The following is a 13,380-nucleotide window of genomic DNA, read 5'->3' as shown; positions in this document are numbered from 1 at the left end:
AACTTATTTCAGGACGGGACAGTATGAAGCTATAAAAAAGCCCATCACAAAGATGGGCTTTTTATTTAGCAACCAGTTAATTTTTCTGGTTGAGGTTTCTCACCGGGGAAGAAAATTGGACGAAGTTTTACACCTAGACCATTTCCGAGAAATGCGAAGACCAGCCATAACCAACCATGTACGCTGCCCGAAGCAATACCACTAAAATAGGCACCGATATTACAGCCATAAGCCAGACGAGCGCCATAGCCGAGCATCAAGCCGCCAATAACCGCAGCAACCAATGAACGTTTTGGAATATTGAAGTTCGGAGCAAATTTACCTGCCAGACTGGCAGCCAATAATGCACCAAGCATGATGCCAAAGTTCATCATGGATGTAATATCGAACCAGAGTGATTCAGATAAGGCTTTGGCATTTGCTGGTTGCTGCCAATACGCCCAAGAGGCTACATCAATTCCAACAAAACTTGCAGATTTCGCGGCCCAGACAGCAAGGGCAGAAGTGACACCCCATGGACGACCAGCCAGCGCCAAAGTAGCAAAGTTAAGCAGGGTTAAAATGATTCCGCCCCAGATTAATGGCCATGGACCACGCAAAAAGCGTTTCCAGCCCTGATGCTGGCTTTGAGCTTCAATTTCCAAGTTGCCATGACGTTTCTTTTCAAAAAATACAGTTGCAGCAGCAATAACAGCAAAAACGACAAAGCTCAAAACAAGTGCAGGAATGACACCAAAACTTTCTACAATGGAGATAGGTGCGAAATGAGGTAGGTTAAACCACCAGTCAATATGCGAAGTCGCAATCAGTGAGCCGGCACAGAAGAAAAACAGGGTGACCAGCATACGAGCACTACCACCACCCACAGTATAAAGTGTACCTGATGCACAACCGCCACCGAGCTGCATGCCAATCCCGAAAATAAATGCACCGATCACCACAGACAGTGAAACCGGACTGACAAAGCCTTGAACTGGATTACCAAACAGTTCACCTGCGCCTAAAGCAGGAAAAAATAGCAAGACAGCAAGACCTAACATGATCATTTGGGCACGTAAGCCACGACCACGACGTTCTTTAATAAAAACGCGCCAGCTGGAGGTAAAACCAAACGATGCATGATACAAGGTCATACCCAATGCACCACCCACCAGAAATAATAGAGCTTGGTTCAGACCTACGATGTGATAAGCACCGACAGTTCCTAATACAAGTAAAATAAAAGCCACCCAGACCGAGAGATTCGATCGCTGGGAAGACGCAGCAATAACAGACATGGGAGATCAAGCTTTAAAAATAAAGTCGCGTATATTACGCAATTTCTCACTAAAATGGGCTGATCTAGGGCTACTAAGAGTCAATTAAACATCCTGATAACTGATAATAATTATGACTTTAAGTGATATAAGGTCGTGATTATTTCAGAAGATATCATTTTATTTAGAACAATCACCCGTCTAATAGTGAAACGTATAAAAAGTTTAAAAGCCTGCAAAGCAGGCTTTTAAAGATTGAAAGCTTTAAAAATTAATTTTCAGCTTTCTCACGTACTTTGCCTGCACCTTCTTCAATAGCACCGGCAGTTGCAGCAGTCGCGTTTTTAGCGGCTTCAGCAGTGGCATCGGCTGCTCGAGAAGTCGCAGCGGCGGCTTCATCAGCGGCACGGGAAGCATTTGCAGCCGCATTATCCATGGCTTGATCAGTTTCTTGAGAAGCCTCATGAGTGGCATCTTCTATATCATGGCCTGCTTGATCAGCAGCATTTTCTAAATGTTCGCCAGTTGTCGCACCTGTTTCAGGATTTTCTTTCTTATTACAACCCACTAAAGCAACGGTTGCAGCTAAACCCAAAGCAACAAGTAATTTATTCATCGTGTCATATCCTTTGTAGTTGTAAGGTCGAAAACAGTCTAGCGAGTATTTATTTGAATTTATGCTAATAATTAGATCAGAATTTGTTCGCTAAATGTAATTTTTATAAAGACTTATACAATTTCTGCTAAATATCAATCGTCTGATTATTTGAATGTATTTTCTTACAAACCTTGTGTGGATTGCTTCTCATTGCTTATAAAGAATGAATAGACTCGCTTTCGTATGCAGTTTTAGATGTAACAAAACACAACTATTTCATCATCAATTTTTATCAAGCTAAAAGTAGAAACCATAAAAAAAAGCCCGCATAAAGCGAGCTTTTTTAAAATATGAAAAATTATAGACCAGCAGATGCCTTAAGTGCTTCGACTTTGTCAGTTTTTTCCCAAGTAAATGCAGTATCTGAACCTTCACGACCAAAGTGACCATAAGCAGCAGTCTGTTTATACATCGGTTGAATCAGGTTCAACATACGGGTAATACCGTATGGACGCAGGTCAAAGTGCTCACGTACCAATTGCACGATCAATTCATCAGACACTTTGCCTGTATTGAAGGTATTGATTGAAATTGAAGTAGGCTCGGCTACACCAATCGCATAAGACACCTGAATTTCACATTTGTCTGCAAGACCCGCAGCGACAATGTTTTTCGCAACATAACGGCCTGCATAAGCAGCAGAACGGTCAACTTTCGATGGATCTTTACCAGAGAATGCACCGCCACCGTGACGCGCCATACCACCGTAAGTGTCTACAATGATTTTACGGCCAGTCAGACCACAGTCACCTACAGGACCACCGATCACAAACATCCCGGTCGGGTTGATGTGGAATTTGGTATCTGCATGGAACATGTCGGCAGGAATGATTTTTTTCACGATTTCTTCAATCACAGCTTCTTTTAAATGAGCTTGTGAAATTTCAGGATCGTGTTGAGTCGAAAGCACAACAGCATCTAGACGAACAGGTACGCCATTTTCATAAGCGAAAGTCACCTGGCTTTTTGCGTCTGGACGTAACCAAGGCAATGTACCGTTACGGCGTAATTCAGCCTGTTTTTCCATTAAGCGGTGCGCATAAGAAATTGGCGCAGGCATAAGTACATCAGTTTCACGGCTGGCATAACCAAACATCAAGCCTTGGTCGCCGGCACCTTGATCTTCCGGTTTCTGACGGTCTACACCCTGAGCAATTTCAGGAGACTGTTTACCGATCATGTTGATGATCGCACAAGTCGAACCATCAAAGCCAAGGTCAGAATGATGATAACCAATACTGTTAACGGTATGGCGGACAACCGCTTCAAAATCGATGTTCGCAGTTGTTGTGATTTCACCGGCAAGTACAACCGCACCTGTTTTTACAAGCGTTTCACAAGCAACCCGTGCATATGGGTCTTCTTTTAAGATTGCATCCAAGATAGCATCACTGATTTGGTCAGCCATTTTATCTGGATGGCCTTCGCTTACAGATTCCGAAGTAAATACAGCGTACTCGCGCATAGTCCTATCACAGTTAAATTTAAAGACCCGATATGTTACATCGACTTGTGCTCTAGGACTAGCGCAACTCGACAAAATTGCACGAAATTGTTTCAAATTATTGTGCTTTTATTTGATTATTGGAATTAAAAAAACTGATATGCCTAACTAAACAGCAGGGTGGATTCATTTAATAAACTTAATAAATAATCTGTGAATTGATAAGAGACGCTTATTAAGCAGTGATATTTCTAAACAAATTTGCATAACTAAGTACTAAGAAAAATATAAAAATTAAATGCCTCAAATATCAAGGAAAGTGATCATTCTATTAATAAATTAAGGTGGGTGTATTGACCACACGACAGACAGCCTTGCTGCAAATAGTACGACTCTGCATAGTAGCTTCAAGTCTTCAGAAACCGCCTGTCAGGAAGTGGCGAAATCTTTTGGTATGGATTTGTTTAAAAGACTGTACGGAGATGGAAAAGCATGTATCAAAAGGCGTTTACCTTGATTGAAGTCATGATTGTACTCACGATTATTGCCATTCTGGCGACAGTAGCAGGCATGAGTTATCACAGTTATGTAGTGCGAAGCCAACTAGCAGAGGTTTTTAAGCAGGCAGGTAGCTATCGAACTCAATTTATTGCCTCTGATGGACATTGTGATGCAGGCCGTCAAATTGGCAGCGGAACCCAATATATTGAAAAAGTCGTGATCAATGCCGCTTGTCGGATTGAATTTAAGCTACGGCAGGATGGGATAGATACGGCTATCCGTGGGAAATCCATCGCTTTTGATGTCTATAGCGGCAGTTGTTCGTCGAGCGATATCAGTCAGCGTTATTTACCTAAAGATTGCCGAGGACAATAATTTTCGTGGTATCGATTAGCCTGATTNNAGGAATTCAACATATTGTGAAAGTTTAATTTATAAAAAATAGTTAAGAATAATCCCAGATTTATCATCTTATTAGAATCTAACTTAGACTCTAGTCAATCAATGCACCTTAAAAGTGCAGAATATTTATCCGATAGGTAAATACAAGATCAATAAATTGATAAATATTGTAGGCTAGTCTTTACCCCTCGCTGTTTTTTTAAGACAATAGACGGCAGTTTTGAAAGTCTTTTCATCATTTCCTATTTCTTCTGAATTTATTTGGACGCTGATTTATGACAACCCCGCTTAATGAACGTCGTATTGCAAACGCAATTCGTGTATTGGCAATGGATGCTGTGCAAAAAGCAAACTCAGGACATCCAGGTGCTCCAATGGGGATGGCAGATATCGCTGATGTGGTTTGGCGTGAATTCTTAAACCATAACCCAACAAATCCGAATTGGGCTAACCGTGACCGTTTCGTATTGTCGAATGGCCATGGCTCTATGCTTCAATACGCACTTCTTCATTTAACGGGCTATGATCTTTCAATTGAAGATCTTAAAGCATTCCGTCAACTTCATTCTAAAACCCCAGGTCACCCAGAATTGGGCTATGCACCGGGTATTGAAACAACCACTGGNNCTGGGCGATGGCTGCTTGATGGAAGGTGTTTCTCACGAAGCATGTTCTTTGGCAGGTACTTTAGGTCTAGGCAAGCTGATTGCTTACTATGACGACAACGGCATTTCGATTGACGGTGAAGTTGAAGGCTGGTTCTCTGACGATACAGAACAACGCTTCAAGTCTTATGGCTGGCAAGTGATCAAAGTTGACGGTCATGATGCTGATGCCATCCGTCAAGCGACTGTTGAAGCAAAAGCTGAAGCGAACAAACCAACCATCATCATGTGTAAAACAGTGATTGGTTTAGGTTCACCAAACAAACAGGGTAAAGAAGACTGTCACGGTGCACCTTTGGGTAATGACGAAATCGTATTGACTCGTGAAGCGCTTGGCTGGTCAGACGAAGCATTTGTCATTCCTGAGGATGTATACGCAGCTTGGGATGCCAAAGAAAAAGGTTCACAAGCTGAAGCAGCATGGAACGAAACTTTTGCCGCTTATGCAGCAAAATATCCAACAGAAGCAGCAGAATTAAAACGTCGTCTTTCTGGTGATCTTCCAGCTGACTTCGTTGCAAAAGCAGATGCTTACATCGCTGAAGTAAATGCGAAAGAAGAAACCATTGCAACACGTAAAGCGAGCCAAAACACGTTACAAGCACTTGTACCTTCATTACCAGAAGTACTAGGTGGTTCTGCTGACCTTGCAGGTTCTAACCTGACACTTTGGAAAGGTGCACAAGGCGTACAGGACAATCCAGCAGGTAACTATGTTCATTACGGCGTACGTGAATTTGGTATGACTGCGATTGCCAATGGTGTAGCATTGCATGGCGGTTTCATTCCTTATGTAGCAACATTCCTGATGTTTATGGAATATGCACGTAATGCAGTACGTATGTCTGCGCTGATGAAACAACGTGTGATTCATGTCTACACTCACGATTCAATCGGTCTGGGTGAAGATGGTCCTACACACCAGCCAATCGAACAAATCGCATCTTTACGTGGTACACCAAACCTGAATACATGGCGTCCATGTGACACCGTTGAAGCAGCGATTTCCTGGAAATCTGCTTTGATGCGTTCAGAAGGTCCAACAGCGTTGATCTTCTCTCGTCAAAACCTGCCATTCCAGACTCGTACTCAAGCACAAATTGAGAATGTAGCGAAAGGTGGTTATGTTCTGGCTGAAGAAAAAGGCGAATTGAAAGCGATTATCATTGCGACTGGTTCTGAAGTTTCTCTTGCAATGGAAGCTTATGCACAGCTTGAAGGTGTACGTGTCGTATCTATGCCATGTGCTGAAGAATTCATGAAGCAAGATGCTGCTTACCGTGAATCAGTTCTTCCTGCAGCGATTCGTGCACGTGTAGCGGTTGAAGCTGCACATGTAGATTACTGGTGGAAATTTGTAGGTCTTGATGGTCGTGTGATCGGTATGACCACTTACGGTGAATCTGCACCTGCTAAAGACCTGTTCAAACACTTCGGTATTACAACTGAAGCTGTTGTAGCAGCTGTAAAAGAGATTACTGCTTAATCAACTGATTAAGTCGGTTTTTAAGGGCGCCCCAGTTTTGGGGCGTCTTTTGTTTTTTCGCTTTCTAGCCTTGTTTTCATGTGGCAACCGCTAAAAAGTGTTCTCCCATAATTGAAATGAAAGAGTGAGATAAACATGAGCTTGTATGAACAAATTAATGATGAAATTACTTTAATGGATGCAGGCGAGCAGAAATGGATCGGGCAGGATCTCCCCCTTGAAGCAATGGTTGCGGTTGAGCTATTACTTCAGGAAATGGCTGAAGAAAAAATCATTAAAGTACGTCGCAAGAACCATGAAAAGCATTCTGGTTTGAAACAGGTGGATCGTATTCTGGTTGAAAAACTTTAAATATAAAGCGTGAAAAGTCCCTAATTGGGGCTTTTTTTATGTCGGATGATTTCCATCTGACAGGTTGCTTATGAGCGCCAGATGAGATAAAGCTAAGTTTAGGTTGCTATAAAAATTCCGCGACCACTATCGAAACGACTTAAATTAAAGAAATAAGCCAAAGAAGCAGTTAAACATGAATATACAGCCCCAGATCCAGATCAAATCTCTAGAGCAAATATCACAGTCAGAATGGCTATCTTTATGGCAAGACTATCAACGCTTTTATCAAACGCAAATTTCGGATGAGGTAAGTAAAAATACCTGGGATAAATTAACCAATTATGAATTAGATTCAATGTACGGTTTTGCGGCCTTGATTGATGAAAAGGTCGTTGGGATTGTGCATGTCATCGAACATAACAGTAGCTGGACAGTAAGGCCATATACTTATTTGCAGGATCTATTTACCCATCCGGACTATCGCGGACGGGGCGTGGCGCGAAAGTTGATTCAGCATGTCTATCAGGTAGCGCAGCAGCGTAATTGCGACCGGGTTTACTGGCTGACTCAGGAATCAAATCATCAGGCGCAAGCGTTGTATAACAAAGTCACCAAGAAAACTGGATTTATTCAGTACCGTATGGATTAAAGCTCAAAAATTAAAAAAATAACTTACAATTTTATCGTTTCATTGCTGCAACAAAACGTTTTATCTTTAAGGCTGTAAACGGTTCCAGATTCTATACACTTAATAACATCCAAAACGTGAGATAAAAACATGAATTTAAAAACATTAGCATTAGGCTTGGCGGTCGCATCTGTAGCAACATTTTCTATGGCAAAACCAGTGGCTTATACGATTGACCCGACTCATTCAGCAACGGTTTTCTCTTGGAGCCACTTTGGTTTCTCTACACCATCTGCAAACTTCAGTGATATCCAGGGTATGATTAATGTTGATAATGAAAAACCTGCGAATTCTTCGGTCAATGTGAATATCCCGGTTGCAAGCATTAATACGAATGTGAAAGCGCTGGATGACCATATTAAGACAGCAGAATTTTTTGATGCTGCCAAATATCCGAATATCACTTTTAAAAGTACTAAAGTTCAGGCTTTAGGCAAAAACAAATACAAAATCACCGGTAACTTAACCGTGAAAGATGTCACTAAACCTGTGGTACTGGATGCAGTTTTAAATAAACAAGGCATACATCCAATGACCAAATTACAAACGATTGGTTTTAATGCAACCACTTCATTTAACCGTTCAGCCTTTGGGGTAGGCGGCTATGTTCCAAATGTGGGCGATAAAATTACAGTGAACATTACTACCGAGGCTTCTGTACCTGCTCCGAAAAAGTAAAAATGACAAATTAAAAAAGCACCCAATAGGGTGCTTTTTTATTACGGTTATTTAAGTTGCAGGTTTTCTAAATAATGCATCAATACCGAACTGGCTGCCTGTTCAAGCGCGGGTGCATAGCTTTGATGATCCGCCCGCAAGGTGGGGATATTGATTTGGGCTTTGCGTAACTCACAGGTATGTCCAATCAGCCATTTCTCTAAACTTTCACTGGCTACTTCAGTATGGAATTGTAGTGCTAGAATATTCTGTCCTACCCGAAAGGCCTGATTTGGATAAAGATCAGAGCTGGCCAGCAATTCAGCCTGTTCAGGCAGATCAAAAGTATCGCCGTGCCAATGTAGCACTTCAATATTTTCCAAGGCTTGTAGTGGATTATTCTCAGCAACTGGAAGAGTAAGCTTAGACCAGCCAATTTCTTTGCTATGTCCTGCATAGACTTTAGCACCGAGTGCATGAGCAATGAGTTGAGCACCCAGACAAATACCTAAAGTGGGTAAATTCTTCTCTAAACGCACTTTAAGTAAGTCTATTTCTTGTTGTAAGAAAGGGTAGTCCACCGTTTCATAGACACCAATTGGACCCCCTAAAATAATTGTCAGACCTTTATATTCATACGCCTTTCGTAGGTCATCAATTCCGGCTTCAAAATAGCGAACACGTAATCCTAGCTGATAAAACACATCTTCCCAGGCACCTAGGTCTTCAAAAGCCAGATGTTGAATGGCATATACGGTATCAGGGAAGTGGTCAAGGTTCAGCATAGCAGTCAGGTCTAAATGGAAAATATTTATTTAACGTTATTCTGCAAAAAATTTGAAGTCTTTTTAATCCGGTGATTTAGCCTTAGGTAGGTGATTCATCCGAATCGGCAAGCCTATGTAAGACTATAACTCCGCTTTGTATCAATATGCAGCGATATTTTCCTTTTCTATAAAAAAGGCGTTAGAGTAGAAAGCAGTGGATAATCATAAGAGGCAGGATAAAAAATGCACAATATCTGCTTATATGTCGATAAAAAACGTATCAGTCCTTATGCCATGTCGGTTTATGTGGCTTTAAAAGAGAAAGGACTCAACTTTCAGGAAAAAATGATCGATCTGAATCTGCTGGAACAGCAATCTTTGGCTTATCGTAAAATTTGTCCGAGTGGCAAAGTCCCTTGTTTGATCATTGATGATTTTCATTTATTTGAATCTTGGGCAATTACTGAATACCTGGAAGATGTTTTTCCGGCACCGGATTATCCTGCTTCATATCCTGCAGAGATGAAAGCCAGAGCAAAATGCCGCGCCGTTCAGGCTTTGATGAAAACTGATTTTTCCTCTATCCGGCAGGATATGCCTTCAACTTCGATCTTTGTTCCACCTAAAAGGCCTTTAATCGCATCGGCTGAAACCATGCAGGATATTCAGCGCTTACTGGCAATCACAGAAACTTTACTTGAAGAGCTATGGCTCACCGAACAATGGTCAATTGCAGACTTTGATCTAGCCTTTATGCTGCATCGTCTGCTTAGTCACGATGTTGAGCTTCCCGAAAAGATTCAGGCTTATATCCAGCGTAATTTTCAGCGATCTTCAGTGCAGTCCTGGATTTTGGAAAATGAAAAACTGCGTACTCATGCTGAGTTTTGATTCTATATCGGGTAGAGAGGTAAATTTAATAATTTAAGTACTAAGTTTGCTTAATGAATAGACATGGATATTTTAAAAGAGAGACACGTTATACAAAAAATTGCTTAAATATCAGCAGCGCAGGCGTAGTATAGCAAGTATAGGTAATAAGAAGTAGCTAAAACTTAGAATCAGATTCAAATGAAAAGGAGTATACGGTGGGTGGATCACATCATCATGATCATAGTCATGTAGAAGTTAGTGCGAAGAATGCTAAAAAACTGTCCATCGCCTTAGCTCTGACGACAGCCTTTTTAATTGTAGAAGTTATTGCTGGTTTTATGACTCAGAGTCTGGCCTTGCTTTCTGATGCAGCGCATATGTTTACCGATGCCGCTGCATTGGCGATTGCACTGGCTGCGATTAAGATCGGACAAAAACCCGCAGATGATAAACGTACCTTTGGCTACCAGCGATTTGAAATTCTGGCAGCTTTATTTAATGCGATTATGCTATTTCTGGTAGCGGTGTATATCCTGTTTGAAGCTTACCAGCGCCTGAGCCATGCTCCTGAAATTGAAAGTCTGGGCATGTTAATTGTCGCTATACTCGGACTAGTCATTAACCTGATCTCCATGAAAATTCTGGTTTCTAGCAGTCAGGAAAGCTTGAATATTAAAGGAGCTTATCTGGAAGTACTGAGTGATGCACTAGGTTCGGTGGGTGTCATTATTGGCGCAATCATCATCTATTTCAGTGGCTGGATGTGGATCGACACCGTGATTGCGGTCATGATCGGATTCTGGGTCATTCCACGGACATGGATTTTGTTGAAACAGAGCATCAATATTCTGCTAGAAGGGGTTCCTGATGAAATCGATATTGAAAAACTGCGCCATGACCTACTGGCGCTAGACGGTGTTGAAGATATTCATCAGCTAAAAGTCTGGGCGATTACTTCCAAGAAGGTGATGTTGACGGTGCATTTAGTTGCGCCAGACGTTGACTATAAAAAGTTGCATCAGGAGGCGTTTGAGATGTTGCATCATGAACATCACATCACCGAGATGACATTGCAAATTGAAGCAGAAGATTGTCCCCCAGAACAGCATCGGAAATCGGACCATTTACATGAACAGCATGAGCATGAGGAAAGCCATCAACATTAAGTGTGAGAAATTTTGCCATCACACTTAATGTATTTTTAAACTTCGATCTTTTAATTTTAGTCTTTCAATAATGACACAATTACATCTTTATAACTCGGTGGTGCTTTCACATAATCGCGCTCTCGCAACATCTGATGCATTTTGGGCAGATTTTGATGTGGAACAGAGGCCATTAAATGATGTTCAATATGATAATTTACATGAATCGGTGCAACGAAAGCACGCGCTAGCCAGCCTGCACGGGTGGTACGGGTATTAGTCAGTGCAGAATGGCTGGTTTCCAGACCGGCATGCTCAGCCATTGCCCGGATACGGATAAACAGTGGGAAAGGGGTGATATAAGCTAGGGGCCATAATAAATAAAGTTTCGGATGACCGCTGGCCCAAAGTGCAGAAAATAGGGCAGCATTGGAAATCAGCATGCCCGAGCTATTTTTTAACAGATTCTTTGCCAGTTCCAAGTTACTGCGATTACCCCGAGGAATTGGTTTCGGATCATTGGAAACACTCCATTCCAGAAGTTCTAAATCCATTAAGACACGACCAGTCAGAAATTTCAGGCCGGATTGACCATTTAGATCTCTAAAGAATTTTCTGAATAATGATTGTTTAGTAATTGGAAAGTTTTTGACCAGACCTAAATCTGGATCATCAGGTTGAGAGGTGCGGGCATGATGTTTCAAATGATAAGGACGATATTTACCGACCTCATTCCAGATCGGACGGGCGCATAGCCAGTCAGTGAAGTGTGTGTTTAGCCACTTGGTTTTAAACAAACTATGGTGTGAGGCGTCGTGCATCAAAATGGCCATAGCGAGTTGGCGACCTGCCAGAATGGCTAATGCCAAGGCACACATCAATATTTTTCCCCAGACTGGTAAATATTTCCAGCTATAAGCGACTGTGCCAAAGGTCAAAATAATCACAGCCCAAGTTGAACCCACTGCCAGAGCACCCTGTAAATCGGATGGGTTAGTCAGCTCTCTAATTTCTTCACGGCTAAATAGCTCTGTGACGCTCACTTTACTGTTCATTATTCTGCCTTGATATAATTCTTGTATTTCTTATCACTATATTTGAATTAAAATATTACAGTCAATTTATTTTTGTGAGTATGTGGGAAATAAATTATACACCTTGTTGTTGAAAATATTGCTGCCATAACTGCTGGCCTTGCTCCTCCATACGCCGTACAGCCAGTTCAAACTTTTGTCGGGCTGGAGCATCTAGCCATTCTTCAGGCAATAGCGGATCTGCACGCAGACTAAATACAGCAGATTTTGCCAGATAAAAGGCGGTTTTAGCTGATTCAGCCAAGGATAACTGTTGGTGGTTTTCAAACCATTGTTCAATTTCCTGGCTGATATTCAAATAAGTTTGATGCAGGCCATGAATATCCCAAAGTGCAGATACATGGGTGTGCTGATCGATCTCGCTGACCTGAAAAAATCGTGCGCCTTGATCCAGACCAAACTTGACGGCTGCTGATTTAAGCTCGTTCAAACCAAGTTGCAAATTGTCCGGGCGGATAAACACGTTCTGTTCCAGTTCCTGAAATCCATAATAACGCAGGGCTTTTTCCCGTTTAGATAAGGCCGTACGATCTACTCGCCCCAAAGCACCGGTATAAACCAGAATGTACTTACCATCCCAAGCCGTAGCGGTCTGCATATTGGGATGTTTGTTCAGGCTAATAAAAGAAGTATCAAATTTTTTTTCAACTAACTGATAAATGCCGCGTTCTACTGACTGAATGATCTGATCCTGATTGAGTCGTGCGACTGCAACCCGCAAGCTGTTGTCAGAGATTCCTAATAAATCTGCTGCACATAACATCTGTTTGATGCTAACAGTAGAGTTATGTGAGGCATAGAGCAGGTCTAGCACCAGATGTCGGGCATTCAGTTTATAAGTCATGAAACTAGATCGTGATTAGAAAATGAGAAATTGGAAACTTTTTGTACAATAGCATTTTGAATATGAAGAACCAAAGAGAAATACGACTAAAGTGTTTGTATATTCAGGCAATTAATTTTAATTAAAGACAACGTATATGGATAAAAATGACTAGATAAGGTGTTGGTTTTCTACTGAGGCACACTATTTCACAGTCAATAAGTTGGTCTAAGCAGCAAGTCAACGAAAAAGACATGAATCTGTTTTTTTTCTCTTTATTCTTGATTATTTTTAATCCCAGCTCCCTAGGGAACTGGGATTACCTAAAAAATTAAAGTGAAGTGTTAGTTATAACTGCTTCAAAATTGGGTATATGAACAAGAAAAAGATTTCTTATTCATACGAATTACCTTACATATTCGGGTAATTCGGACCACCGCCACCTTCCGGTGTTACCCAGGTGAACCGTACCGGGCTTGTCGGAGACTTTTTTATTTAAGTTAGGCCACGTGACCTAACGGGTTAATCTTATCATAGTACATTGCTTCAAACTCAAAAGGCGATAAATAACCCAGTGCACTGTGTACA

12 protein-coding genes and 1 pseudogene are annotated in these 13,380 nt (G+C 41.5%); 7 read left to right on the top strand and 6 right to left on the bottom strand.

Annotation, left to right across the window (positions count from 1 at the left end; translation table 11 throughout):
• Positions 1-65: 65 nt before the first annotated feature.
• From B3J29_RS00620 to metK, 3 genes are all read right to left on the bottom strand, one after another.
• A complete protein-coding gene (locus B3J29_RS00620) occupies positions 66-1,277 on the bottom strand; it encodes a YeeE/YedE family protein (protein WP_175967369.1) in 1,212 nt (403 codons plus the stop codon).
• 250 nt (positions 1,278-1,527) lie between these two features.
• Positions 1,528-1,872, bottom strand: coding sequence for a hypothetical protein (locus tag B3J29_RS00615; protein ID WP_175967370.1), 345 nt, complete (start codon positions 1,870-1,872; stop codon positions 1,528-1,530).
• A 340-nt stretch (positions 1,873-2,212) separates the two neighbouring features.
• Positions 2,213-3,379 carry a methionine adenosyltransferase gene (gene metK, locus B3J29_RS00610; protein ID WP_004786281.1) on the bottom strand — a complete coding sequence of 389 codons (1,167 nt, stop codon included), beginning with the start codon at positions 3,377-3,379 and terminating at the stop codon, positions 2,213-2,215.
• 471 nt (positions 3,380-3,850) lie between these two features.
• Between metK and B3J29_RS00605 the strand changes: the two genes are divergently transcribed.
• From B3J29_RS00605 to B3J29_RS00585, 5 genes and pseudogenes are all read left to right on the top strand, one after another.
• Positions 3,851-4,234 carry a pilin gene (locus B3J29_RS00605; RefSeq protein WP_175967372.1) on the top strand — a complete coding sequence of 128 codons (384 nt, stop codon included), beginning with the start codon at positions 3,851-3,853 and terminating at the stop codon, positions 4,232-4,234.
• A gap of 302 nt (positions 4,235-4,536) precedes the next feature.
• Positions 4,537-6,412, top strand: a pseudogene (gene tkt, locus B3J29_RS00600) (transketolase).
• Between the two features lie 135 nt (positions 6,413-6,547).
• Complete coding sequence (locus tag B3J29_RS00595; RefSeq protein WP_175967374.1) at positions 6,548-6,763, top strand: hypothetical protein; 216 nt, start codon at positions 6,548-6,550, stop codon at positions 6,761-6,763.
• A 175-nt stretch (positions 6,764-6,938) separates the two neighbouring features.
• Positions 6,939-7,394 carry a GNAT family N-acetyltransferase gene (locus B3J29_RS00590; RefSeq protein ID WP_286964172.1) on the top strand — a complete coding sequence of 152 codons (456 nt, stop codon included), beginning with the start codon at positions 6,939-6,941 and terminating at the stop codon, positions 7,392-7,394.
• A 129-nt stretch (positions 7,395-7,523) separates the two neighbouring features.
• A complete protein-coding gene (locus tag B3J29_RS00585; RefSeq protein ID WP_175967378.1) occupies positions 7,524-8,111 on the top strand; it encodes a YceI family protein in 588 nt (195 codons plus the stop codon).
• 47 nt (positions 8,112-8,158) lie between these two features.
• On the opposite strand, the gene B3J29_RS00580 is transcribed toward B3J29_RS00585, so the two are convergent.
• On the bottom strand, positions 8,159-8,875 hold the full coding sequence (locus tag B3J29_RS00580; RefSeq protein ID WP_175967380.1) for a glutamine amidotransferase: 717 nt from the start codon (positions 8,873-8,875) through the stop codon (positions 8,159-8,161).
• A gap of 225 nt (positions 8,876-9,100) precedes the next feature.
• Here B3J29_RS00580 and yfcF point away from each other — a divergent pair, with 225 nt between their 5' ends.
• Positions 9,101-9,748 carry a glutathione transferase gene (gene yfcF / locus B3J29_RS00575; RefSeq protein WP_175967381.1) on the top strand — a complete coding sequence of 216 codons (648 nt, stop codon included), beginning with the start codon at positions 9,101-9,103 and terminating at the stop codon, positions 9,746-9,748.
• Positions 9,749-9,945: 197 nt separating this feature from the next.
• A complete protein-coding gene (locus B3J29_RS00570; RefSeq protein ID WP_175967383.1) occupies positions 9,946-10,896 on the top strand; it encodes a cation diffusion facilitator family transporter in 951 nt (316 codons plus the stop codon).
• Between the two features lie 56 nt (positions 10,897-10,952).
• On the opposite strand, the gene B3J29_RS00565 is transcribed toward B3J29_RS00570, so the two are convergent.
• Both B3J29_RS00565 and B3J29_RS00560 read right to left on the bottom strand, forming a co-directional pair.
• A complete protein-coding gene (locus tag B3J29_RS00565; protein ID WP_175967385.1) occupies positions 10,953-11,930 on the bottom strand; it encodes a fatty acid desaturase family protein in 978 nt (325 codons plus the stop codon).
• 94 nt (positions 11,931-12,024) lie between these two features.
• Positions 12,025-12,813, bottom strand: a complete 789-nt coding sequence (locus B3J29_RS00560; RefSeq protein WP_175967387.1) for a PaaX family transcriptional regulator C-terminal domain-containing protein — start codon at positions 12,811-12,813, stop codon at positions 12,025-12,027.
• Between the last annotated feature and the right edge of the window lie 567 nt (positions 12,814-13,380).

The organism is Acinetobacter sp. UBA5984, from assembly GCF_002429925.1.
Lineage (GTDB): Bacteria > Pseudomonadota > Gammaproteobacteria > Pseudomonadales > Moraxellaceae > Acinetobacter > Acinetobacter variabilis.
This window is presented reverse-complemented; position numbering and strand designations above follow the sequence as displayed.